The sequence below is a fragment of the Nonomuraea harbinensis genome, assembly GCF_019396385.1.
In the GTDB taxonomy this organism is placed as follows: Bacteria; Actinomycetota; Actinomycetes; order Streptosporangiales; family Streptosporangiaceae; genus Nonomuraea; species Nonomuraea ferruginea.
Genome location: NZ_JAHKRN010000005.1, coordinates 270,523 through 291,987, shown reverse-complemented (window position 1 = coordinate 291,987; position 21,465 = coordinate 270,523). Strand labels below are relative to the sequence as shown.

The 21,465-nt window shown below is 71.6% G+C and carries 21 protein-coding genes; 3 read left to right on the top strand and 18 right to left on the bottom strand.

Translation table 11 applies throughout. The annotated features are described in order from the left end of the window. Nucleotides 1-111: 111 nt before the first annotated feature. From KME79_RS07985 to KME79_RS07960, 6 genes are read right to left on the bottom strand one after another with little or no spacing between them, the layout of a single operon-like run. Nucleotides 112-1,230 carry an ROK family protein gene (locus KME79_RS07985; protein WP_219543894.1) on the bottom strand — a complete coding sequence of 373 codons (1,119 nt, stop codon included), beginning with the start codon at nt 1,228-1,230 and terminating at the stop codon, nt 112-114. After that, nucleotides 1,227-2,156 carry a dihydrodipicolinate synthase family protein gene (locus KME79_RS07980; RefSeq protein ID WP_219543893.1) on the bottom strand — a complete coding sequence of 310 codons (930 nt, stop codon included), beginning with the start codon at nt 2,154-2,156 and terminating at the stop codon, nt 1,227-1,229. The genes KME79_RS07985 and KME79_RS07980 overlap by 4 nt, the downstream gene beginning before the upstream one ends. Then, nucleotides 2,153-3,133 carry an oligopeptide/dipeptide ABC transporter ATP-binding protein gene (locus KME79_RS07975; protein WP_219543892.1) on the bottom strand — a complete coding sequence of 327 codons (981 nt, stop codon included), beginning with the start codon at nt 3,131-3,133 and terminating at the stop codon, nt 2,153-2,155. The genes KME79_RS07980 and KME79_RS07975 overlap by 4 nt, the downstream gene beginning before the upstream one ends. Further along, nucleotides 3,130-5,070 (bottom strand): dipeptide/oligopeptide/nickel ABC transporter permease/ATP-binding protein, encoded by a 1,941-nt coding sequence (locus KME79_RS07970; RefSeq protein WP_219543891.1) that lies wholly within the window; start codon nt 5,068-5,070, stop codon nt 3,130-3,132. Before KME79_RS07970 ends, KME79_RS07975 begins: the two co-directional genes overlap by 4 nt. Before the next feature lies 1 nt (nt 5,071). Beyond that, nucleotides 5,072-6,022 carry an ABC transporter permease gene (locus tag KME79_RS07965; protein WP_219543890.1) on the bottom strand — a complete coding sequence of 317 codons (951 nt, stop codon included), beginning with the start codon at nt 6,020-6,022 and terminating at the stop codon, nt 5,072-5,074. A gap of 21 nt (nt 6,023-6,043) precedes the next feature. After that, on the bottom strand, nt 6,044-7,633 hold the full coding sequence (locus KME79_RS07960) for an ABC transporter substrate-binding protein (RefSeq protein WP_219543889.1): 1,590 nt from the start codon (nt 7,631-7,633) through the stop codon (nt 6,044-6,046). Between the two features lie 136 nt (nt 7,634-7,769). Between KME79_RS07960 and KME79_RS07955 the strand changes: the two genes are divergently transcribed. Both KME79_RS07955 and KME79_RS07950 read left to right on the top strand, forming a co-directional pair. Further along, nucleotides 7,770-8,492 (top strand): FadR/GntR family transcriptional regulator, encoded by a 723-nt coding sequence (locus KME79_RS07955; RefSeq protein ID WP_308248832.1) that lies wholly within the window; start codon nt 7,770-7,772, stop codon nt 8,490-8,492. A gap of 89 nt (nt 8,493-8,581) precedes the next feature. Next, on the top strand, nt 8,582-10,333 hold the full coding sequence (locus tag KME79_RS07950) for an exo-alpha-sialidase (protein ID WP_219543887.1): 1,752 nt from the start codon (nt 8,582-8,584) through the stop codon (nt 10,331-10,333). Nucleotides 10,334-10,464: 131 nt separating this feature from the next. On the opposite strand, the gene KME79_RS46860 is transcribed toward KME79_RS07950, so the two are convergent. The 11 genes from KME79_RS46860 to KME79_RS07895 all read right to left on the bottom strand — a co-directional run bounded on the left by KME79_RS46860 (nt 10,465) and on the right by KME79_RS07895 (nt 19,305). Continuing rightward, nucleotides 10,465-11,463, bottom strand: a complete 999-nt coding sequence (locus KME79_RS46860; protein ID WP_219543886.1) for an FUSC family protein — start codon at nt 11,461-11,463, stop codon at nt 10,465-10,467. Next, entirely contained in the window at nt 11,403-12,344 is a 942-nt protein-coding gene (locus tag KME79_RS07940) for an urease accessory protein UreD (RefSeq protein WP_219543885.1), read from the bottom strand. The genes KME79_RS46860 and KME79_RS07940 overlap by 61 nt, the downstream gene beginning before the upstream one ends. Further along, the gene (gene ureG / locus KME79_RS07935) at nt 12,326-13,000 is read right to left on the bottom strand and encodes an urease accessory protein UreG (RefSeq protein WP_219543884.1); all 675 of its coding nucleotides are present in this window, start codon (nt 12,998-13,000) and stop codon (nt 12,326-12,328) included. Before ureG ends, KME79_RS07940 begins: the two co-directional genes overlap by 19 nt. 13 nt (nt 13,001-13,013) lie before the next feature. Further along, entirely contained in the window at nt 13,014-13,685 is a 672-nt protein-coding gene (locus KME79_RS07930; RefSeq protein ID WP_219543883.1) for an urease accessory protein UreF, read from the bottom strand. Beyond that, on the bottom strand, nt 13,682-15,406 hold the full coding sequence (gene ureC / locus KME79_RS07925; protein ID WP_219543882.1) for an urease subunit alpha: 1,725 nt from the start codon (nt 15,404-15,406) through the stop codon (nt 13,682-13,684). Before ureC ends, KME79_RS07930 begins: the two co-directional genes overlap by 4 nt. 3 nt (nt 15,407-15,409) lie before the next feature. Continuing rightward, nucleotides 15,410-15,910: an urease subunit beta gene (locus tag KME79_RS47660; RefSeq protein WP_219543881.1), complete on the bottom strand. Its 501-nt coding sequence runs from the start codon at nt 15,908-15,910 to the stop codon at nt 15,410-15,412. A 31-nt stretch (nt 15,911-15,941) separates the two neighbouring features. After that, nucleotides 15,942-16,247, bottom strand: coding sequence for an urease subunit gamma (locus tag KME79_RS07915; RefSeq protein ID WP_219543880.1), 306 nt, complete (start codon nt 16,245-16,247; stop codon nt 15,942-15,944). Between the two features lie 9 nt (nt 16,248-16,256). After that, nucleotides 16,257-17,183, bottom strand: a complete 927-nt coding sequence (locus tag KME79_RS07910) for an urea transporter (RefSeq protein WP_308248831.1) — start codon at nt 17,181-17,183, stop codon at nt 16,257-16,259. A gap of 135 nt (nt 17,184-17,318) precedes the next feature. After that, nucleotides 17,319-17,696, bottom strand: a complete 378-nt coding sequence (crcB, locus tag KME79_RS07905) for a fluoride efflux transporter CrcB (protein ID WP_219543878.1) — start codon at nt 17,694-17,696, stop codon at nt 17,319-17,321. Continuing rightward, nucleotides 17,693-18,091 carry a fluoride efflux transporter CrcB gene (gene crcB, locus KME79_RS07900; protein ID WP_219543877.1) on the bottom strand — a complete coding sequence of 133 codons (399 nt, stop codon included), beginning with the start codon at nt 18,089-18,091 and terminating at the stop codon, nt 17,693-17,695. Before crcB (KME79_RS07900) ends, crcB (KME79_RS07905) begins: the two co-directional genes overlap by 4 nt. Next, nucleotides 18,088-19,305 carry an ammonium transporter gene (locus KME79_RS07895; protein WP_219543876.1) on the bottom strand — a complete coding sequence of 406 codons (1,218 nt, stop codon included), beginning with the start codon at nt 19,303-19,305 and terminating at the stop codon, nt 18,088-18,090. The genes crcB (KME79_RS07900) and KME79_RS07895 overlap by 4 nt, the downstream gene beginning before the upstream one ends. Before the next feature lie 262 nt (nt 19,306-19,567). Here KME79_RS07895 and KME79_RS07890 point away from each other — a divergent pair, with 262 nt between their 5' ends. After that, nucleotides 19,568-20,467: a CHRD domain-containing protein gene (locus KME79_RS07890; protein ID WP_219543875.1), complete on the top strand. Its 900-nt coding sequence runs from the start codon at nt 19,568-19,570 to the stop codon at nt 20,465-20,467. A gap of 12 nt (nt 20,468-20,479) precedes the next feature. On the opposite strand, the gene KME79_RS07885 is transcribed toward KME79_RS07890, so the two are convergent. Continuing rightward, the gene (locus KME79_RS07885; protein ID WP_219543874.1) at nt 20,480-21,454 is read right to left on the bottom strand and encodes a GlxA family transcriptional regulator; all 975 of its coding nucleotides are present in this window, start codon (nt 21,452-21,454) and stop codon (nt 20,480-20,482) included. Nucleotides 21,455-21,465: the final 11 nt, after the last annotated feature.

Genomic DNA, 21,465 nt, shown 5'->3' with positions numbered 1-21,465 from the left:
GCGAAGCGGGCCGATCACTCGCGCGTCCAGTACGGTTCCAACCGCCCAGCGGGGCCAGCGCACGGCGGGCCGGCGCGAAGCGGGGCGGCGCGAAGCGGAAAGTGGTGTCGGTCATGGGGACGCTTCCAGGGCCATGCGGGCGGCGCCGAGCAGGGCGGCGGCGCCGGCGAGGGCGGCGGGTTCGACCGGGACGTCTCGCAGTGCGGGCAGTACCTCGGCGGCGATGGCGGCGCGCAGCGGTCGCCACCACGGTTCGCCGCATCCGGCGACCCCTCCCCCGATGACCACGATCTCGGGGTCGATGACGTTCATCAGCCCGCCGATGAGCGAACCGAGCGCGGCCCCGCCCTCGGCCAGGACGTCCGCGGCTAGAGGATCCCCGGCCGCAGCCAACCGAGCCACCCCGGCGAGGTCCGCGGCGTCCGTACCGCCCCGGCGACGGTACTCACCAATCAGGGCGGGGCCGGACGCGACCGCCTCCACATGCCCCTGCCCGCCGCACGGGCACGGCCTCCCGGCCGCCGCCGCCACCGGCACATGGCCCGCGTGACCGGCCACAGCGTGCGCCCCGTGCCGGACCCGCCCACCGAGCATGACCGAGGCGCCGACGCCGGTGCCGACCGCGACCAGCAGGACGTCCTCCCGGCCGGCGGCGGCACCGCGCCACTGCTCGCCGAGCGCGTGCGCGTGCACGTCGTTGCCGACCACCACCGGCACCCCGAGCCTGCGCGACAGCTCGCCACGCAGATCGGTCCCCGCCCACCCAGCCAGCGCCCCGGTCGCCGAGACCACCACACCACGCCCCGGATCGACCACCCCAGCACTACCGACACCGACCGCGGTCACAACCCCCCGGCCACCGAGACCCCCGACACCAGCCGGATCCACGGTCCCATCGCGGAGGTCACGCCCGACCTCCGCACTACCACCCGCCCTCACGGACCCCCGGCCATCGCGGAGGCCTCCACCGAACTCCGCACCACCGTCCGAGCCCACGGACCCCCGGCCATCGCGGAGGTCACGACCGACCTCCGCACTACCGGCCGCGATCGCAACCCCGCGGCTCTCGGTGAGGGTGTGGATGAGGGCGGTGGCGGTGGTGAGGATGGCCTCGGGGCCTTCGGTGGCGGGGGTGGGGCGGGTGGCCGTGGCCAGGAGGGTGCCGGAGTGGTCGACCAGGCCGGCGGCGATCTTCGTGCCGCCGATGTCCACGCCGACGACGAGGCTCACAGCAGCCCGGCCTCCTCCAGATGGGCGGCGACGGCGCGGCCCTCGTCGGCGGTCAGCTCGCGCATCGGCGCGGCGACGGCCGCGTGGCCGATGACCCCGCGCAGGGCCAGCGCGGTCTTGAACGCCCCGACGCCCCGCGTGCTGCCGCCGGCGGTGGCAGGGGAGGCCGCCTCGACGATGCGGAACAGCCGGGTCAGACGGTCCTGCTCGGACTTGGCGTCGGCCCAGCGCCCGTCGGCGCAGGCCCGCAGCAGCCGTACGTAACCGTGCGGGTCGACGTTGGCCAGGCCGGGCACGGCGCCGTCGGCCCCGGCGAGCATCATCGCGTCGACCACGACCTCGTGCCCGGTCAGCGCCGAGAACCCGGCGAGCCCGGCGGCCCGCAGGACCACCTGGCGGAACCCCACGTCGTCGCCGCTGGAGTCCTTGAGCCCGTCGACGACCCCGTCCGCGGCCAGGGAGAGCACCAGGTCGGCGGTGAGCTTGGTGTGCACCGACACCGGCACGTCGTAGGCCAGGAGCGGCAGGTCCACGGCGGCCCTGACGGCGCGGAAGTGCCGGTCGACCTCGACGGGATGGATGCGGGCGTAGAACGGCGCGGTCACCACGACGGCGTCCGCGCCGAGCTTCCTGGCGATCTCCGCCCGCTCGATCACGCGGCCGGTCGTCGTCTCGATGCAGCCGGCGAGCACGGGCACCCGGCCGGCGGCCGCCCGCACCACGACCTCCAGCGCCTTGTCCCGGCGGGCGTCGGTGAGGAAGACCGCCTCGCCTGAGCTGCCGAGGGCGAACAGGCCGCTGACGCCCGCCTCGATCAGGAACTCGACCAGCCGCTCCAGTGACGCGGCGTCGATCTCGCCGTCCGGCGTCAGAGGGGTGACGACCGGCGGGATGACGCCGCTGAAGCGGGGCTTGCGGGGGCTCAAAGAAGGCTCCTTACGGGCGATTCGGGGTGGACGCAGTGCCAGAAGTGCGCCTCCGCCTGAGTGGCGGGCGGGAACTCCTGCGCGCACGCCTCGGTGGCCTTCCAGCAACGGGTGCGGAACGGGCAACCGGACGGCGGGTGGGTGGCGGACGGGACCGGGCCGGTGAGCACGATCCGTTCGGTGTCGTCGAGCAGGCTGGGCGTGGCCGAGAACAGGGCCCGCGTGTACGGGTGGCGCGCCCGGCCGGCCACGTCGGCGACCGGCCCCTCCTCGACCACGCGGCCGAGGTACATGACCGCGATCCGGTCGGCGAGGTAGCGGACCGTCTGGATGTCGTGGGAGATGAACACCAGGCCGAGCCCCAGGCTCGTGCGCAGGTCGAGCAGGAGGTTGAGCACCTGGGCGCGGACGGAGACGTCCAGCGCGCTGGTGGGCTCGTCGGCGACGATCACGTCGGGTTCGAGGGTCAGGGCGCGCGCCACGGCGACCCGCTGGCGCTGGCCGCCGGAGAGCTGGCCGGGCAGCGCCTCGGCGACGTGGCCGGGCAGCCCGACGAGGTCGAGCAGGTCGCGCACGCGTTCCTCGCGCTGCTTCGGCGTGCCGCGCCGGTGCACGTCGAGGGGGTCGCGCAGGATGCGGCGCACGGCCAGGCGGGGGTTCAGCGCGGTGGAGGCGTCCTGGAACACCATGGCCACGGCGGCGCCGAAGTCCCGCCGGCGGCGCCGTACCGGCAGCGTCCACAGGTCCTCGCCGCGGAAGCGCACCGTGCCCGAGGTGGGCGCCTGGAGGCCGACCACCACCTTGGCGAGGGTGGACTTGCCGCATCCCGACTCGCCGACCACGCCGAGGATCTCGCCCCGGCCGACGGAGACGGTGGCGTCGGTGAGTGCGTGCACCTTGTCGCGGCGCACCAGGCCGCCGCTGCGCGCGGTGTGCACCACGTGCACGTGTTCGAGGCTGACGACTGGTTCGTTCACCGTTGTCCCCCTCCGGGGTGGAAGCAGGCCCGCGCGTGGTCGTGCGGGTCGCCGGCCAGCGGCGGCGGGGCGGTGCGGCAGGTCGCGTCCGCGGCCGCGCACCGGCCCGCGAAGCGGCAGCCGGGCCCGAAGTCGCGGGGCGCGGGCACCACGCCGGGCACCTGGTGCAGCCGTTTGGCCCCGCTCTCCAGGGAGAGCACCGAGCCGAGCAGGCCCCGGGCGTAGCGGTGCTCGGCGCCGGACAGGAGCGAGCCGGTCGTGCCGATCTCGGCGAGCTGGCCGGCGTACATCACGGCGATCCGGTGCACGAGCTGACCGACCAGGCCGAGGTCGTGCGAGACGAGCAGCATCGCGAAGCCGAGCTCGTCCCGCAGCTCGACCAGCAGCTCCACCACCTGCGCCTGCACGGTCACGTCGAGCGCCGTGGTGGGCTCGTCGGCGACCAGCAGCCGCGGGCCGCGGGACAGGGCCATCGCGATCAGCACGCGCTGGCGCTGGCCGCCGGACAGCTCGTGCGGGTAGCTGCGCCGGGTGCGCGCCGGGTCCAGGCCCACGAGTTCGAGGAGCTGCTCCGGCGTACGGGTGCCGCCCCTCTTGGTGAGCTGGCGCAGCTGGGTGCCCACGAGGACCGACGGGTTCAGCGACGACATGGCGTCCTGGTAGACCATGGCGATCTCCGGGCCGGAGATCGCCCGCCGTTCGCCTGGCGGCAGGTGCAGGATGTCGCGGCCGTCGTAGACGATCCGGCCGCTCACCTGCGCGGCGCGGGGCAGCAGACCCATGATGGCCAGGCTGGTCAGGCTCTTGCCGCAGCCGGACTCGCCCACCAGCCCGAGCGTCTCGCCCACCCGTACGTCGAAGGAGAGCGACTGGACGACCGGGACGTCCCCGTACCGCTGCGGGAAGCGGATGGTCAGGTCCTCGACCGACAGCAGCGGCGCGGCTCCGGGCGGCAGCGGCGGGACGCGTGGCGGGCGCTCGCCCGCCACGACGGCGAGCCTGGCGAGCGCGTCCCCGGTCTCGGTGCTCTCCTCGGCGGGTACGGCCGCCGCCGCCTCGTCGCCGGCCGGTGCGGCGGCGCGCCGGGCGGAGCGGGGCGCGGCCCACGCGTCGGTGAGCCCTTCGGCGAGCAGGTTGAGCGCGAGCACCGTGACCAGGATCGCCAGGCCGGGGAAGAACGTGGCCCACCAGCCGCCGGCCAGGACGAGCTGCCGGCCGTAGGCCAGCACGTTGCCCCAGCTCGGCGCCGGGTCCTGGATGCCCGCGCCGATGAACGAGAGGCTGGCCTCGAAGATGATCGCGTCGGCCACCAGCACGGTGGCGAACACCATGATGGGCGCGGCGCAGTTGACGGCGACGTGCCTGACCAGGATGTGCGGCCTGGTGGCGCCGATGACCTTCTCGGCGGCGACGTAGTCCTCGCCGTACTGCGCCAGGACGTTGGCCCGCACCACCCGTGTCAGCTGCGGCACGTACAGGAAGGCGATCGTGCCGATCAGGACGGGCAGGTGGCGGCCGAAGACCGCCACCAGCACCGCGGCGAGCGCGATGCCGGGGAACGCCATGACCACGTCGAGGACGCGCATGATGCCCTCGCTGACGGCCTTGCGCGAGGTGGCCGCGAGGCTGCCCAGCACCGCGCCGGCGGCGACGGCGAGCGCGGTGGCGCCCAGGCCGATGAGGAGGGAGGACTGCGCGCCGTGCGCGATCCTGGCGAAGACGTCACGCCCGGTCCTGTCGGTGCCGAGCCAGTGGTCGGCGCCGGGCGGGACGGCGGGTGTGCCGGTCGCGAGCGGATCGCCGGCGAAGAGCGGCGCCAGCACGGCGAAGAGCGCGATCGCCGCCAGCACGGCGAGGGAGACGACGGCGACCGGGGAGAGGCGCGTGAAGCGGATGCCGGGGCTGGACAGCCGGGCGGTCAGGCCTGGTCGGAGCATCTCACACCGCCCTGATCCGTGGGTTGACGAGCAGATAGAGCAGGTCGACGACGAGGTTCACGAGGAGGAACGCCACCGCGATCGTCAGCACCGCGCCCTGCACCAGGGCCACGTCGCCGTTCGTGACGCCTTCGAGGATGAGCTTGCCCATGCCGGGCAGGTCGAAGATCGTCTCGATGACCACGGCGCCGCTCAGCAGGTAGCCGACCCGCAGGCCGAGCACGGTGAGCGGGGTGATGAGCGCGTTGCGCAGCGCGCCGCGTACGACGATCGCGCGGGGCAGGCCGTTGCCGGTGGCGGTGCGGACGTAGTCCTTGTCCAGTTCCTCCACCATCGAGGTGCGCACCAGGCGCGACAGCGAGGCCGCCGTCGGGACGGCGATCGCGATCGCGGGCAGGGCCATCGACAGGAGCCAGCCGGTGAGGGAGTCGGCGGGGTTGACGTAGCCGCCGGTCGGGAAGATCGGAACGCCGAGCGCGAACTCCTGGATGAGCAGGATGCCCAGCCAGAAGGAGGGCATCGCCACCCCCGCGATGGACAGCACGCGGGTCACCTGGTCGGGCCACCGGTCGCGGTGGAGCGCGCCGGTGACCCCGAAGGCCAGGGCGCCGGCCACGGCGAGCACCAGGCCCAGCACGGTGAGCTGGATCGTGAGCGGGAAGGCCGTGACGACCCGGTCGATCACCGGCGTCGCCGGCGGGGCGGTGTAGCCCAGGTCGCCCTGCGCCAGTTGCCCCAGGAACCGGACGTAACGCAGCGGGAGCGGGTCGTCCAGCCCGTGCTCCGCCCTGTATGCGGCGCGCGCCTCCGGACTCGCGCCGTCGCCGAGTGCGTTGTACGCGGGATCGTTGGGCGAGAACTGGAGGACCACGAAGACCAGCAGCGTGACCCCCAGCAGCATGGGCGGCAGGATCACCAGCCGTCTCACGGTCAGCCGTAGAAGTGCGAACATGGTGCTTTCTCGTGGGGGCGGTCAGACGCGGGCGACGTCGAGGAAGGACAGGCCCGTGGTCGGGATGGGCTTGAAGCCGGTGAGCGCCTTCTCGTCCCACGCGGTGGGCAGCTTGCGGTGCAGGATCGGGTAGAGCGGCACCTCCTCGGCGGCGAGGTCGACGGCCTGGCTCCACAGCTTCTTCTGCTCGGCCGCGTCGTCGGTCCGCACCGCGGCGTCGAGCAGCTCCAGCATCTTCTTGGCCTCGGCGGTCTCGCTCCAGCGGTAGCGGTTCTCCGGCCAGACGCCGTCGTAGAACCAGCGCAGCAGCAGGTCCATGTCGTTGCCGAAGACCGAGGGGTCGCCCGGCGCGACCAGGACCTGGAACTTGCCGGGGTCGATCTTGTTGGTGTACTGCCCGCCCGACTGGCCGATGTCGAGCGTGGTGGTCACGCCGACGGCGTCCCAGGACTCCTTGATGATCGGGACGATGTCCTTCACCCAGCCGGTGTCGGTGGTGACCATGGTGACCTGGAGGTTCTCGACCCCGGCCGCCTTGAGCAGTTCCTTGGCCTTGTCCGGGTCGTAACCGTAGACGGTGGCCGCCTCGGCGTACGCGGGATGCGACTCCTGGACGTAACCGGTCGCCGCGGCGGCGTTGCCCAGCATGCCCGTCCGGATGACCTTGTCCTTGTCGATCGCCCAGTGCAGCGCCTGGCGCACCCGCTTGTCGTCGAAGGGCTTCTCGGCGCAGTTGAACATGAGGAAGATCAGGCCGAAGGACTGCACGGCCTCCAGCTTGTGCTTCTGGCCGACCTTCTCGGCGTCGAGGTACGGCACGTCCTCGATCACCGCGACCCGGCCGGACTCCAGCGCGGTCACGCGGGCGGACGGGTCGGACAGCAGCCGCCACGTCATGTTCTTGACCTTCGCGGGGCGCGGCCCGTTGTACTGGTCCCACCGCTCGAAGACGATCTTGTCTTCCTTGGTCGCCTCGATGAGGCGGTACGGGCCCGAGCCCACGGGCTTGGCGTCGAAGGCGGCCTTGTCCTTCTCCACGACCGCCCTCGGCACGATCTTGACGACCGCGAGCCGCTCCTTGAGCAGGGGGAAGGCGTGCTTGAGCTTGATCTCCGCCGTCGCGTCGTCGACCGCGGTGACACTCTCCACGAACGGGATGAACTGCACCATGAGCGAGGCGTTGGCGGGGTCCATGACGCGCTCGAAGCTGAAGGCGACGTCCCCGGCCGTCACCGCGGAGCCGTCGTGGAAGGTGGCACCCTGGCGCAGGGCGACCTTGTACGTGGTGTCGTCGACCTTCTCCAGCTCTCCGGCGGCGAGCGCGGCGTACGGCTCGCGGGTCACCGGGTCGAGGTCGAACAGCGCCTCCAGGGTGTGCATGTTGGCCGCGACGGGCGTGGCGCCCGACGAGGTCATCGGGTCGAAGCCGGTCGACAGGGCGTACGAGATGCCGGCCTCGATGCTGTCGGCGGCAGCGGCGGGCGCCGCGCTGCCGGTGGAGGCGGGGCCCGAGCACGCGGCGAGCGAGCCGGTGAAGGCGGTGGCGGCGCTCATGGCCCCTACGAGCCGCAGGAAGTTGCGGCGGTTTACAGATGGGGCGGGATCGGGCATGGCTACCCCTCTCCTTTGATGGTGACCGTTTTGGGGGGTATCGTCACGGGTGCGGCACAGGACACATGACGTCTGATGTCTGATGCCGATGCGGGGAATGTAGACGACTTTCGGACGAAAGGGCAAGATGTTGGCCGTGATCGAGCCCATCTCGCGACCGTCCCGCGGTACGCAACTGCGACAGCGAGAGGTGGCCGAGCGCATCAAGCAGTACATCCTGCACCACCATCTCCGGCCCGGCGACGCGCTCCCCACCGAGGCTGAGCTGTGCGCGGCCATCGGCGCGAGCCGCTCCAGCGTGCGCGAGGCGATCAAAGCCCTGACCGCCCTCGACATCGTCGAGGTACGGCACGGATACGGCACGTACGTGGGCAAGCTCTCACTCGCCGCCCTGGTCGAGAGCCTGAGCTTCCGAGGGCTGCTCAGCCGGTCCGACGACTACCAGGTGCTCTCCGAGCTGGTCCAGGTCCGCCAGACCCTGGAGCAGGGGCTCGCCTCCGCGATCATCCCCGCCCTGGGCGAGGATCTGCGCGGCGAGCTGGAGAGGCTCACCGACGAGATGGACGAGCGGGCGCGGGCGGGCGAGACGTTCATCGAGCAGGACCGCGAGTTCCACCTGCTCCTCATGAAGCCTCTGGGCAACGAGCTGGTCACCCAGCTCACCGCCGCCTTCTGGGACGTGCACGCGATCGTCGCGCCCACGATGCCCACCACCCCCGAGTCGGTGCGCGAGACCGTCGCGGCGCACCGCGCGATCGTGCGGGCGGCCTCCGCCGAGGACCTCCACGGGTTCGCGGAGGCGATCGCCGCCCACTACGCGCCGGTGCGGCGGCACCTGAAGGAAAATCGCGGGCATTGACGGCTCTCCACCCCGCATTTACAGTACGGGACGTCTGATGTCTGATGCTCCTCGGCTCCAACCCCCCGAACCGAAGGAGCGATCGATCCGTGACGTCCCTGCCCAGAAGGCTCCTGCGCGGAGTCTTAGCTTTCGTCCTGTCCATCACCGCCGCGGCGGTCTTCGTCCCCACCCCCGCCCTGGCGGCCGTCCCCGGCGTCTCGTCGACCGTCGGAGCAGACTGCCCGCTCAGCCGGCTCCAGCTCACCCTGGACAACAAGTCGGCCCAGACCCAGACGTACACCGTGACCTGGCCCGGCCGCTCCGGATCGCCGTGGACCCGCACGGTGGCCGCCGGAGGCAGCGCGCTGCTCTACTGGACGCTCGACCCCGGCACACCGTACACGCTGCGCACCACCACTCCGACCGGCCACGACACCACGCAGAGCGGCAGGTTCCACTGCGGCGGCGGGATGTCCGCGCTCGTCGGCTTCGACTGCACGGAGAGCCGCCTCCAGCTCACCCTGGAGAACCGGACCAGCGCCGCGAAGACGTTCACCGTCACCTGGCCGGGCCGGACCGGCTCGCCCTGGACGCGTACCGTCGCCGCGGGCGGTAACTACCTGCACTACTGGACGGTCCCGGCCGGCACGCCGTACACCCTGCGGACCACGGCGGAAGGCTTCGACGACACGCGTTCCGGCGTCGCGCGCTGCGGCCTGGCCGCCGACGCGCCCCAGCTGAACTCGACCGCCGTGCTCCGCACCAGCACCACCATCAGAGGGCTCAACGGCCCGAACGGCCGCTACGACGGCACCGTCCGATCGGTGCGGATCCCCGGCATGGCCGTCACCGGGAACGGCACCGTCATCGCCGTGGCCGACGCGCGCGTCGACGGCTCCTACGACCTGGGCGGCGGCACCAACAACATCCAGATCGTGCTGATGCGCAGCACCGACCACGGCCTCACCTGGGAGCAGCCGCGCGTCATCCACCACGCCGCCACGACGTCCCAGGGCGCCGGGGACCCGAGCGTGCTCGTCGACCGCTCGACCGGAGAGGTCTTCGTCTTCTACACCTATTCACCGCGGCCGGGCATCAGCTTCTGGTCGGGCGGGTCCGGCTCCAACGCCGCGAACGACCCCGACAGCCTGCACATCCAGTACGTCAAGAGCACCGACCACGGCGTCACCTGGAGCGCCCCGGTCGAGCTCAACCCGTCGGTGAAGGACCCGGGCTGGCAGCAGCTCTTCGCGTCGTCCGGGCACGGCATCCAGACCAGCTCCGGCCGGCTGATCCAGCCGATCGTCTACCGCGACGCCGCCGGGACCAGCCACGCCGCCAACATCTACAGCGACGACCACGGCCGGACCTGGCAGCGCGGCTCGTCGGCGAGCGGCAACGTCAACGAGAGCAAGGCCGTGGAGCGCAGCGGCGGCGCCGTGGCGCAGAACATGCGGCACAACGGCGTCCGCTCCCGCTTCCTGGCCACCTCGGCCGACGGCGGCCGGACGTTCGGCGGCGCCGCCGCCAGCCCGGTGCTGACCGATCCGCTGTGCAACGCCGACGAGCTGTCCTACCTCACCCCCGGGCAGCGCGGCTCGAACGGCGCGCCGATCCGCACCGCCACGGTCCTGTACAGCGGCAACGCCCACCCGACCGCCCGCAACGACCTGACCGTCCGGCTCTCCACCGACGACGGGACCACCTGGCCCGCCAGGGCGCTGGTCAAACCCGGCGCGGCGGGCTACTCGACCATGGCCGTGCTCGCCAACGGCCAGGTCGGCGTGCTCTACGAGATCGGCGACACCGGCGGCATCGTCTTCGCCCGGTTCACCCCCGCCTGGCTGAGGGCCGCCTGACCTGCCGAACACGGACCCGCCGGCCTGCGAACGGCCGGCGGGCCCCGGGGCCACCGGCGGTGGTAGCCGACCAGGGCGATCGCGGCCCGGGAGCGCCGGGCTCGTACAGGACCATGGCCGACCGGACCGTGTCATGGGGGGTCGGGCCAGAGGTAGCGGACGGCCGCCAGTGCGGCCAGGCCGCCCGCGAGGTTCATGGCCAGCCGGGCGACGGACGCGGTCCACGGCTCCGGATGGCTGAAGTCGGCCAGCAGCAGCACCATGACCGGCATCCAGATCGACCAGTAGACGTAGTTGGCCGCCCGGTAGGCGTGCGCCAGCGTGCCGGCCGCGCCCACGCACAGGGCGGTGACCAGGGTGGACGGACGGCAGAGCAGGATCAGCGCCGCCAGCGCGCTGCCGGCCAGGCCGCCCAGCATCCGCTTGACGTAGCGGGTGCCGGTGGCCTCCGGGGTGGGCCGCAGGGTGACGAGGATCGCGGTGACCAGCCAGTGGCCCTCGGCGACGCGCAGCCCGAGCAGAACCGTGATCGACATGGAGACGGCGACCAGCACGCCGAGCCGGGCGGCGTGCCGGGTGCGGCGGGCGAGGCTCAGCTCGGACGGCGGGACCGTGGCCGACAGCCGGCCCAGGGGCAGGACGACGAGGGCTGCCCACGCCGCCCCGGCGAGCTGGGCCAGGCCGGGCACGCCGATGCCGGGGTCGTCCATGATGGCCATGAGCAGGGCTCCGAGCGCGGCCGTCGTCCCCAGGAGCGGCCAGAAGCTCCCGGCGACGGCCGCCGCCGTCACGCCGGCCGCCAGCAGCCAGGGCTGCCCGGCGACGAGCCAGACGAACACGCCCGCCGCGGTGACCGCCGCCCCGCGCACGAGCATGACCCGGGACAGCGGCTGGGGCGCCGGGTACAGCATGAGCGTGGCCGCCAGGGTCACCGCCGCGCCCAGCGAGGTCCGGTGCAGCGCGGCCCCGGCGAGCAGCGGCACCACGATCAGCACGCCCGCCGCCAGCCCGGCCGTGACGTCCGGCTTGCCTTCCGGCCGCAGCAGGTCCCACACCCGCCCGGCCGGGTTCAGGGTTTGCGCCTGTCGGGTGCCGGGCTTCCGGTGATCATCCGCCTGGCGACGTCCCACAGGCGTTCCAGCGCCGCGATGACCGGCGGGGACTCCGGCCCGAGCAGCCTCGCCCAGGCGCCCGCGTGGTTCGGCAGCGTGCTGGCCCCGCCCGTGAGGCCGCTGCCCGCCATCGCCCCGTGCAGCGCGTCGGCCAGCTCGGCGGCGTCCACCGCGGACGTGATCACGTACAGGGTGGACAGCACGCCGTGGCCGCCGAACATGGCCGGGCCGGTGACCGGCGCCCGTCCGGGGACGAGCCTGATCGGGTCGGCGAACAGCAGCTCGCCGTCCGGGCCGCACACCTCCAGGTCGCTGCAGCAGGCGTCGTAGGCGTGCCGTTCGCCCCTGGCCAGCCGCCCGGCCAGCATCGTCTCGCCGAGGATCACGGTGGCGGTGGGGTCGGCCGTCACCCTGATCCGCTGGTAGAAGCGCGAGCCGGTGAACGGGATGACCGGGTCCGGCAGGTACTCGACGTAGCCGCCGGGCCCCGCCGTGATGGTGACGAGCTGGCTGGCGTAGTCCTGCTCCATCCGGTAGATCTTCGTGGCGGCCTGTGTCGTCACGTGCGTCGACGCCCCGGCGCCGCAGGCGAGGTCGATCCGGTAGCGGTCGCCCTGCAGCACTCCCCCGCCCGTGGACATGACGATCACGTACGGCAGGTCGGGCCGGTCGGGGTCGTAGTAGAGCGGCCGCATGATCTGCAGCGGCGCCTTCTGGTAGTGGCCGGTCAGCTCCGAACGGCCGCCCCGCCGCTCGAAGGCCAGGTCGAGCACGCCGACCTTGCCCGGACTGCCGACCGGCAGCGTGTGCGGCACCTCGGCGTGCCGCGCCACGTCCTCCGGGATCGAGGTGATCGTGTAGTGCGAGGCCGCCAGCCGGTCTACGCGCTCGGCGACCATACCGGCCTGCGGCTGGCGATGAAGTCCGCGACCTCCGCCACGCCCGTGCCCTCCAGCGAGTCGGTGAGGATCACCGGGCGCCCGTCACGGACCCGGCGGGCGTCGCGGGTCATCACCTCGAGGTCGGCGCGCACGTACGGGGCGATGTCGATCTTGTTGATGACGAGCAGGTCGGAGTCGGTGATGCCCGGCCCGCGCTTGCGCGGCATCTTGTCGCCCTCGCCGGTGTCCAGGACGAACACGTACACGTCGGCCAGGACCGGGCTGAAGGTGAGCGTGAGGTTGTCGCCGCCGCTCTCGTACAGCAGCGTGTCGATGTCGCCGAAGCGGCGCAGCATCTCGGTCCCGGCGGCCAGGTTCATCGTGGGGTCGTCGCGGACGGCGGTGTGCGGGCAGGAGCCGGTCTCCACGCCCACGATGCGCGCCGGGTCGAGCACGCCGTCGAGGGTGCGCTTGACGTGGTCGGCGTCCTCCATGGTGTAGATGTCGTTGGTGATGACGCCGACGCTGTGCCCCCGCCCGATCAGGATGGGGACCAGCGCCTCGATCAGGGCCGTCTTGCCGGAGCCGACGGGCCCGCCGATGCCGACCTTGAGAACGCCTTCCAGCTCGCGGGGCGTGTCGTGGTCCAGGTGATGATGGTGGTGGGTGTGCATGGCGTACCCCCTTTCAGGTGGTGAAGAGCCGGGCTTCCGCCCGCTCGTGGACGGCGCTCATGGCGTCCGCGACCGGGGTGGCGGCGTGCAGGTCGAGGGGGCCGCGGGCGGCCAGCGCGTGCGCGGCGGCCAGCCCGATCGCGCCCCCCGCGCCGTACAGCGTGGCCTGCGCCCGCCGGAAGTCGAGCCTGCCGAGCCGGACGGCGGCGCTGACCCAGCTCGCGGCGAACGCGTACAGGTCGCCGATCACCGCGTCGTCCACCGGGACGCCGAGCCCGGCGTAGGCGGCGCCCAGGACGACGGCGTGGTTGCCCGGCGTGGTCCCGGTCTCGACCAGCTCGGTGAGCCGGGCGAGCTCCGGGGTGGCGAAGACCAGGGTCGCGGTGCGGAGCACCTGGTTGCCGGTCCTGGTGGCGGCGGCGCGGATCTCCCGGTTGAGCTTGATCGCGTGCAGCCGCCGGTCCGTCTCCACGACCGCGTCCCAGTCGCCCGCCGTCACCGCCCGGTGGATGAGCACCAGGGCGGTGGCGTCGCCCGGCCCCGCCGCGTGCAGCAGCACGTCCTCCAGCAGCGCGCCGACGTCGACCGGCCCGGCCTGCGTGTACGCCTCCAGCCCGTGGGAGAGCGTGTAGAGGCCGCCGGGAAAGGCCGAGTCGGTCAGCTGAAGCTGGGCGAGCAAGGTCATGCCAGGAAGAACAGGTGGTTGAGCGGCAGCTCCTGGGCCGGCGCGATGGTGGCGTGCTCGCCGTCGACGGTGACCTTGTACGTCTCCGGGTCCACGGTGATCGTGGGCAGCGCCGAGTTGCGCACCATGTGCCGCTTGTCGACCGTACGGGTGTGGCGGACCTTGGCGATCAGCCGTTGCAGGCCGAGGCGTTCCGGCACCCCGGCGGCGATGGCGGCGTCGGGCAGGAAGGTCACGTTGCTCTTGCGCTGCGCCATGCCCATCGCGCCGAACGACGGCCGGTAGTAGACCGGCTGCGGCGTGGGCAGCGAGGCGTTCGGGTCGCCCATCTGCCCCCAGTTGATCATGCCGCCCTTGATCACCAGGGACGGCTTGGCGCCGAAGGAGTGGAACGGCCAGAGCACGATGTCGGCCAGCTTGCCGTCCTCCAGCGAGCCGACCGTCTCGGCGATGCCGGTGGTCCTGGCCGGGTTGATGGTCAGCTTGGCCAGGTAGCGCAGCACCCGGAAGTTGTCGTTGCGCTCGGAGTCCTCCGGCAGCTTGCCGCGCTGGTCCTTGTTGTGGTGCGCGGTCTGGAAGGCCCGGGTGAAGGTCTCCCCGATCCGGCCCATCGCCTGGGAGTCGGAGGAGAACATGCTGATCACGCCCATGTCCTGGAGGACCGTCTCGGCGGCGATGGTCTCGGCCCGCACCCGGCTGTCGGCGAACGACACGTCCTCGGGGATGTCGTGGCTGAGGTGGTGGCAGACCATCACCATGTCGAGCAGCTCGTCCACCGAGTTGATCGTGTACGGCAGCGTCGGGTTCGTCGAGGAGGGCAGCGCGTTGGCCTCGCCGGCGATGCGGATCAGGTCCGGCGCGTGCCCGCCGCCCGCGCCCTCGGTGTGGAAGGTGTGGATGGCGCGGCCGTTGATGGCGCTGATCGTGTCCTCGATGTAGCCGGCCTCGTTGAGGCTGTCGGAGTGCAGTGCCACCTGGACGTCGTACTCGTCGGCCACCCGCAGCGCGCAGTCCACGACGGCCGGGGTGGAGCCCCAGTCCTCGTGCACCTTCAGCACGCACGCCCCGGCCTTGATCTGCTCGACCAGCGAGGCCGGCAGGCTCGAGTTGCCCTTGGCCATGAGGCCGATGTTCACCGGCAGCGCCTCGACGGCCTGCAGCATCCGGCCGATGTTCCACGGGCCCGGCGTGCAGGTCGTGCCGCGGGTGCCGTCGGTGGGGCCGGTGCCTCCGCCGATGAGCGTGGTGATGCCGTTGGTGAGCGCGGCCTGGGCCTGCTGGGGGGTGATCAGGTGGACGTGCGGGTCGATGGCGCCCGGCGTGGCGATGAGGTGCTCACCGGCCAGCACCTCCGTGCCCGCGCCGATGACCAGCCTGCGGTCCACGCCGTTCTGGGTGTGCGGGTTGCCGGCCTTGCCGATGCCGACGATCCTGCCCTCCTTGATGCCGATGTCGCCCTTGACGACGCCGAGGATCGGGTCGAGCACGACCGCGTTGGTGATCACCAGGTCGAGCGCGATCGTGGCGTTCTGGGAGAGCGGGTCCGCCGACATGCCGTCGCGTGCGGTCTTGCCGCCGCCGTAGACGGCCTCGTCGCCGTAGTAGCCGGCCGTGTGGTCCTTCTCGATCTCGATCACCAGGTTGGTGTCGGCCAGCCGGACCCTGTCGCCCACCGTCGGGCCGAACATGGATCCGTACTGCTTGCGGCTCATCGTGGCCATGTGTCAGCCCTTCTTCCCGGCTTGCGGCTTCTTCCCTGCGGACGGCTTCTTGCCGGAGGGAGGCTTCTTCGCCGCCTTGCCGGCCCCGACCGGCTTGGCGGCGCCCTTCGGGCGGATCTCGGCCGACGGCTCCGGCTCGTCGGTGTAGCCGAGCTCGGCCAGCCGCCGCAGCGCGTGAGTCCGGGCGTCCCTGGCCTTGATGCCGCCGTTGAGCAGGCCGGCGAAGCCGACGATGCGCATCCCACCGCCGTACTGGACCAGGTTGACCTGATGGGTGTCGCCCGGCTCGATGCGGACCGCGGTGCCCGCCGGGATGTCGAGGTGCATGCCGTACGCCTTCTCGCGGTCGAAGCTGAGCGCCCGGTTGGCCTCGAAGAAGTGGAAGTGCGACCCGACCTGGACGGCCCGGTCCCCGGTGTTGCGCACGGTAAGCGTGACCGTGGCCCGGCCGGTGTTGATCTCGATGGGGTCGTCGGCGTAGACGACCCTGTCCGTGTCCGTCATGACGAACCGGTCCCTTCTGGTCGGGCGGCGGTCAGCCGCCGATCGGGTCGTGGCAGGAAACGAGCTTGGAACCGTCCTTGAACGATGCCTCGACCTGCATCAGCTTGAGCATTTCGCGCACTCCCGGCATGACGTCGCCGGCGCCGAGCACGTTCTTGCCGAGCTCCATGCACTCGGCGACGGTCTTGCCCTCGCGGGCCGCTTCCAGGACGGCGGCGCTGATCAGGGCCACCGCCTCGCTGTAGTTCAGCTTGAGACCGCGATCCCGCCGTTTGGCCGCCAGGTCGGCGACCACGTAGATCAACAGTTTGTCCATCTCGCGAGGGGCGAGGTTCATCAGCTCTCCTTAGGTAGGACTGCGCCGCAGGCCGGAGAACGCCGGCACTGCCGCCAGGAAGATCCAGGTGACGATGACGAAAGGCCAGGTCAGGGTGTGTCCGCCGACGGGCTTGAAGAAGTCGGTGACGAACGCCGTGAGCACGGTCGCCGCTACCGCCCCGGCCACCGCGTACAGCACGCCGAGCCGCGACAGGACGACGAACGTGCCGGTCAGGGCGATGCCGGTGAGCACCGCGTTGTAGCCGTACAGTCCGGCGCCGATGTCGGCGGCGGGCGCGCCGAGCACGATCGCCACCACGATGCCGACGGCGCTGGCGAGGAGCGCGGACAGCGCCACGAGCCGGCCGGCGAACGCCAGGCCGATCAGGAAGATGAGCCCGACGTACCACTTGCTCTGGAAGAACACCTGGCCGACCCCGTTGAACAGGCCCTGCCACAGGTCGGTGAACGTCAGCTCGCGTCCGGGGTAGGCGGCCGACGGCGGCGCCGCCATGCTGCGCCCCCTCCAGATCCGCTCGAAGGCCGGGGCGCCGACCACCATGATGGTGGTGACCGCGCAGAACGGCGCGGTGAAGGTCGGCAGGTTGTACGGGCCGAGCAGCGCGACGAGCGCCGAGGTCAGCACGCTTCCCATGATCGCGCCGATGATCACCAGCAGCACGGTCACCCAGCGGACGTCGAAGTACAGCACCAGCGCGACGCCGATCAGCGTCCCGTTGAAGCCCTCCAGCCCGCCGGTCACCCGATCGGACGAAACGCCGAGCACCACGGCGGTGAGCGTGGCGACGGCGGCGCCGAGCAGGCCGAAGACCCCGAACTGCCAGCCGCCGACGAACAGGGCGACGATGAAGCACAGAGCCGTCCGGTAATCGACCTGGAAATCGACCTGGCTGACACCGCGGGCTATCGCGGGCGGCAGCTCGGAAGCCTTCACATTCAACGCCCGCCCCTGTCTCTCCGGTGCCGATGATGCAACGAGGCGCAGCATTCCCTGGCGTGTTCCCGCTAAAGCGCAAATGCCATTAGCTGGACATTTATGAGAGAATGCCACCTAACTCTTGAACCGCGATCAACCCGCGACGGCTCTGCCGAGCAGATAGCAGAGGCTCACCGCGACGAGACCCGCCACGACGTTCATGCCGATGTTGATCAGCCCCTTGCCGGTCGAGCCGGACGAGAGCAGCTTGTACGTGTCGGTGCTGAACGTGCTGAACGTGGTGAGCGCACCGCAGAAGCCGGTGCCGATCAGCGACAGCACGGCGTGGGAGAGCGCGTCGACCGAGGAGAGCCCCATCAGGAAGCCGAGGATGGCCGAGCCGATGACGTTGACGGTCAGCGTCCCCCACGGCAGGGCCGACCCGACCCTCTTCTTGACGGAGGAGTCGACCAGGTAGCGGGCCGGCGCGCCGACCAGGCCGCCGATGAAGACGGCGAGGACGGTGATCATTTCCGGCTCCCTCCCAGCGTGATGCCGGCCCAGACGGCCAGGAGTCCCAGCCCGACGCTGAGCACGAGGTAGACGGCGGCCCAGCCGGGCGAGCCGCCCACGGTCAGCTCCCTGACCCCGTCGACGAAGTGCGAGAACGTGGTGAAGCCGCCCAGGAAGCCGGTGCCGAGCAGCATCTTCACCGGCTGGCGGTGCAGCGGGTGGCGGGTCAGCTCGCCGGTGAGCAGGCCCATCAGCAGGCAGCCCACGGTGTTGACGATCAGCGTCGGCCAGGGCAGCGGGTGGGAGGCGCCCAGCAGCGCCTCGGTGAGCAGGTACCGGGCGACCGCGCCGAAGCCGCCGCCGACCGCGACGAACACCAGGGCGCGCCCCACGCGCGGGGCGTCGGCCATCATTCCTCCTTGCCGAGTTGCATGTCGGAGCCGGCGAGCTGCTCGGCCTCGGTTTCCCGCATGCGCAGGAACCGGTCCACGACCTTGCCGATCACCCAGGTGACGACGAAGGAGTAGATGGCCACCGCGATGACCGCGACGATCTGCTTGAGCAGCAGCGTGATCGATCCCCCGTACAGCAGGCCCTTGGTGGTGCTGGCGGTGGCGCCGGTGGCGAACAGGCCGATGAGGACGGTGCCGACGACGCCGCCCGCGCCGTGCACGCCCACCACGTCGAGGGTGTCGTCGTAGCCGAGGACGAGCTTCCATGTCACGGCGAACGACACCACGACGGCGGCGACGATGCCGATGACCAGCGCGCCCTCGACGTTGACGAAGGCGCAGGAGGGGGTGATGGCGACGAGCCCCGCGAGCGCGCCGGTGGCGGAGCCGAGCCGGGTGAAGTGCCGGTACTGGAACCACTCGATGACCAGCCAGGTGAGCATGCCGGCGGCTCCGGCGATCATGGTGCTCAGGAACGCGGTGACCGCGGTCCTGCCGTCGGCCATGGCCGAACCGGCGTTGAAGCCGAACCAGCCGAACCAGAGCAGGGCGAGACCCAGCATGACCAGGGGGATGTTGCTCGGCTGGGGCGGCTCCTTCCTGCGGAACCTGACGCCCGGTCCGAGCGCGATGGCGAGGGCCAGCCCTGCCATGCCGGAGTTCAGCTCGACGACCAGTCCGCCGGCGAAGTCGAGCACGCCCCACTTGTTGATCCACCCGGCCGGGTCGAACACCCAGTGCGCGATCGGGAAGTACACCAGCGTCACCCAGACGACGGAGAACACCACCCACGGCCCGAGCCGCGTCCGGCCGGCGACGGACCCGCTGATCAGCGCGACCGTGATGATCGCGAAGGTGAGCTGGAAGAGCGCGAAGGCGTACGTGGGCACCCGGCCGTGCAGCATGCCGGGCGCGATGTCGGAGAACCGCAGGTCGCCGAAGCCGATCAGCCCCACACCGCCCACGTCGGGGCCGAACACCAGCCCGTAGCCGTAGGCGAACCACACGATCGTCACCAGTGAGATCGAGACGAAGCTCATGAAGATGATGCTCAAAACGTTCTGCGCGCGGACCATGCCCCCGTAGAAGAAGGCCAGTCCGGGGGTCATGAGCAGCACCATGGCGGTGCTCACGAGTACCCAGGCGGAGTCTCCGGTGTTCAGACCTGGCGGCATCGCTCGACCTCGTTTCTATTCCTGCTTCTCCAGGAGTGATCAGAGAAGTGGGAACCAAAACCGAGGATGGGGGCGCTTTTGCCATTCCCTTTCGAAATTAGACTCGCTATCAGAAACCCCGAAAAATCAGGATAAACAGGGGAATTCGACGCCCCGGGATGATCTACGGCGGCGGCGAGTGCGTACTTTTCCACGCTCCGGCCGTTGAACTCGGCGGCGCGGCCGGCCGTACCAAGCCACAGAGAACAGCGAAAGGGTCAAGATGCACAAGCGCACCCTCGTGGCTCCCGGCCTGGCCGCCGCCACTGCTCTGATCGCCACCTCGCTCAGCCCGGTCTCGGCGCAGGCCACCACCCCCGTCTACCTGGCGGCGGCGCTCAAAGGCGCCAACGAGGTGCCCGCCAAGGGAGGGAAGGCCGGCGACCCCGACGGCGACGCCCTCGCCGTGTTCAGGATCCACGGTCAGCGCGTCGACTACGCCATCAGATGGCACGGCGTGGCCGCGCCCAGCGGGTTCCACATCCACCGGGGCCAGAAGGGACAGAACGGCCCCGTCACCGTGCCGTTCTTCGGCCAGGCGCTGCCCGCCACGCTGCACGCCGTCAAGGGCACCGTCCGGGTGAAGGATCTCGGGCTGCTGCGCCGTATCATCACCAACCCCGGCAACTGGTACGCCAACCTGCACAACGCCCAGTTCGCCGCCGGAGCCGTACGGGCGCAGCTCTACCGGATCCATCCGGTGGAGCTGGAGTCGGTGCTCTCGCACGGGTTCGGCAAGACGCTCACCACCCAGGCGAACGGCCGCCAGGAGGTGCCGGCGCCCGGCACGAAGGCCGGCGACCGCGACGGGCGCGCCGGATGGCTGGTGCAGCCGGAGGGCAGGCGCGTCTGGTTCGCCACCGCGTGGAAGCGGATCGGCGCGCCGGTCGCCGCGCACATCCACCGCGCCCCGAAGGGCAGGAACGGCCCCGTGGTGGTGCCCTTCTTCGCCGCCGGGAAGGGCCTGCCGGCGGGCGTCAACGGCGTCGCGGGCAGCGTGCCCACTCCCGCGGCGACGGGCCGCCGCATCTGGAACAACCCCAAGAACTGGTACGTCAACCTGCACAACAAGCAGTTCCCCGGCGGCGCCGTCCGCGGCCAGCTCTACCGCGGCGACTGGTGATCCGTCAGGGTCTCAGCCGGACGCGGCGGTCGAGGACTGCGTCATCCGGTAGTGCGACGGCGGGACGCCGTAGCGGTCGACGAACGCCTGGCGCAGGGTCTCGGCGCTGCCGAACCCGCATCGCGCCGCCACCACGGCCACCGGCAGGGACGTGGCCGCCAGCAGATGGGCGGCCGCTTCGGTGCGGGCCTGCCTGATGAACCTGCCGGGCGTCAGGCCCGCGTGCTTGAGGAACAGCCGGGTCAGGTGACGCTCGCTCACGCCCGCGCCGGCGGCCAGCGTGGCCGTGGTCAGATCGCCGTCCAGGTTGGCGACGATGTGGCTCATGACGCGCTCGACCAGGCCGTTGCCGGGCGGGGGCGCGGCGGTGAACATGCTCATCTGCGCCTGGTTGCCGGGCCGCTGCATGTAGGTGACGAGGTTGCGGGCGACCCGCCGGGCCACCTCCGGGCCGTGGTCCTCCTCGACGAAGGCGAGGGTGAGGTCGAGGGCGCTGGTGACCCCGGCCGAGGTGGCGATCTCGCCGTCGCGGACGAAGATCGGATCGGGATCGACCGAGACCTTCGGGTATTTCGTGGCCAGATGCCGCGCCCACTCCCAGTGGGTGGTGACGCGCCGCCCGTCGAGCAGCCCGGCCGCCGCCAGGATCTCCGCCCCCGTGCAGACCGACGCGACCCGCCGGCTCTCCCTGGCCAGGCGGCGTACGTGGGCGAGGATCCGCGGGTTGTCCGCCGCCGCCATGCAGCCGATGCCGCCGGTGACGACGAGCGTGTCGAGCGGGCCCTTGACCTGTTCGAGCGCCTCGTGGGCCTGCAGGGTCAGGCCGCTGGCGCAGGTGACGGGATGGCCGCCGGGACTGGCCATGACCATCCGGTAGGCGGGCGCGGCTCCGTACCAGTTCGCGCTCTGCAGCGTCGAGGTCACACAGGCGATGTCGAGCAGCTGTGCGTCGGGATAGCCGACGACGACGACACGACGCTCGTGCATGAGAAGACTGT

Bases quoted from the DNA above. Each gene is read 5' to 3' on its own strand.
- KME79_RS07970 (WP_219543891.1), bottom strand. From the start codon at position 5,070: ATGCTCCGACCAGGCCTGACCGCCCGGCTGTCCAGCCCCGGCATCCGC.
- KME79_RS07965 (WP_219543890.1), bottom strand. From the start codon at position 6,022: ATGTTCGCACTTCTACGGCTGACCGTGAGACGGCTGGTGATCCTGCCG.
- KME79_RS07960 (WP_219543889.1), bottom strand. From the start codon at position 7,633: ATGCCCGATCCCGCCCCATCTGTAAACCGCCGCAACTTCCTGCGGCTC.
- KME79_RS07940 (WP_219543885.1), bottom strand. From the start codon at position 12,344: ATGGTCGCCGAGCGCGTAGACCGGCTGGCGGCCTCGCACTACACGATC.
- ureG (WP_219543884.1), bottom strand. From the start codon at position 13,000: ATGCACACCCACCACCATCATCACCTGGACCACGACACGCCCCGCGAG.
- KME79_RS07930 (WP_219543883.1), bottom strand. From the start codon at position 13,685: ATGACCTTGCTCGCCCAGCTTCAGCTGACCGACTCGGCCTTTCCCGGC.
- ureC (WP_219543882.1), bottom strand. From the start codon at position 15,406: ATGGCCACGATGAGCCGCAAGCAGTACGGATCCATGTTCGGCCCGACG.
- KME79_RS47660 (WP_219543881.1), bottom strand. From the start codon at position 15,910: ATGACGGACACGGACAGGGTCGTCTACGCCGACGACCCCATCGAGATC.
- KME79_RS07915 (WP_219543880.1), bottom strand. From the start codon at position 16,247: ATGAACCTCGCCCCTCGCGAGATGGACAAACTGTTGATCTACGTGGTC.
- crcB (WP_219543878.1), bottom strand. From the start codon at position 17,696: ATGATCACCGTCCTCGCCGTCTTCATCGGCGGCCTGGTCGGCGCGCCG.
- crcB (WP_219543877.1), bottom strand. From the start codon at position 18,091: ATGATGGCCGACGCCCCGCGCGTGGGGCGCGCCCTGGTGTTCGTCGCG.
- KME79_RS07895 (WP_219543876.1), bottom strand. From the start codon at position 19,305: ATGCCGCCAGGTCTGAACACCGGAGACTCCGCCTGGGTACTCGTGAGC.
- KME79_RS07890 (WP_219543875.1), top strand. From the start codon at position 19,568: ATGCACAAGCGCACCCTCGTGGCTCCCGGCCTGGCCGCCGCCACTGCT.
- KME79_RS07885 (WP_219543874.1), bottom strand. From the start codon at position 21,454: ATGCACGAGCGTCGTGTCGTCGTCGTCGGCTATCCCGACGCACAGCTG.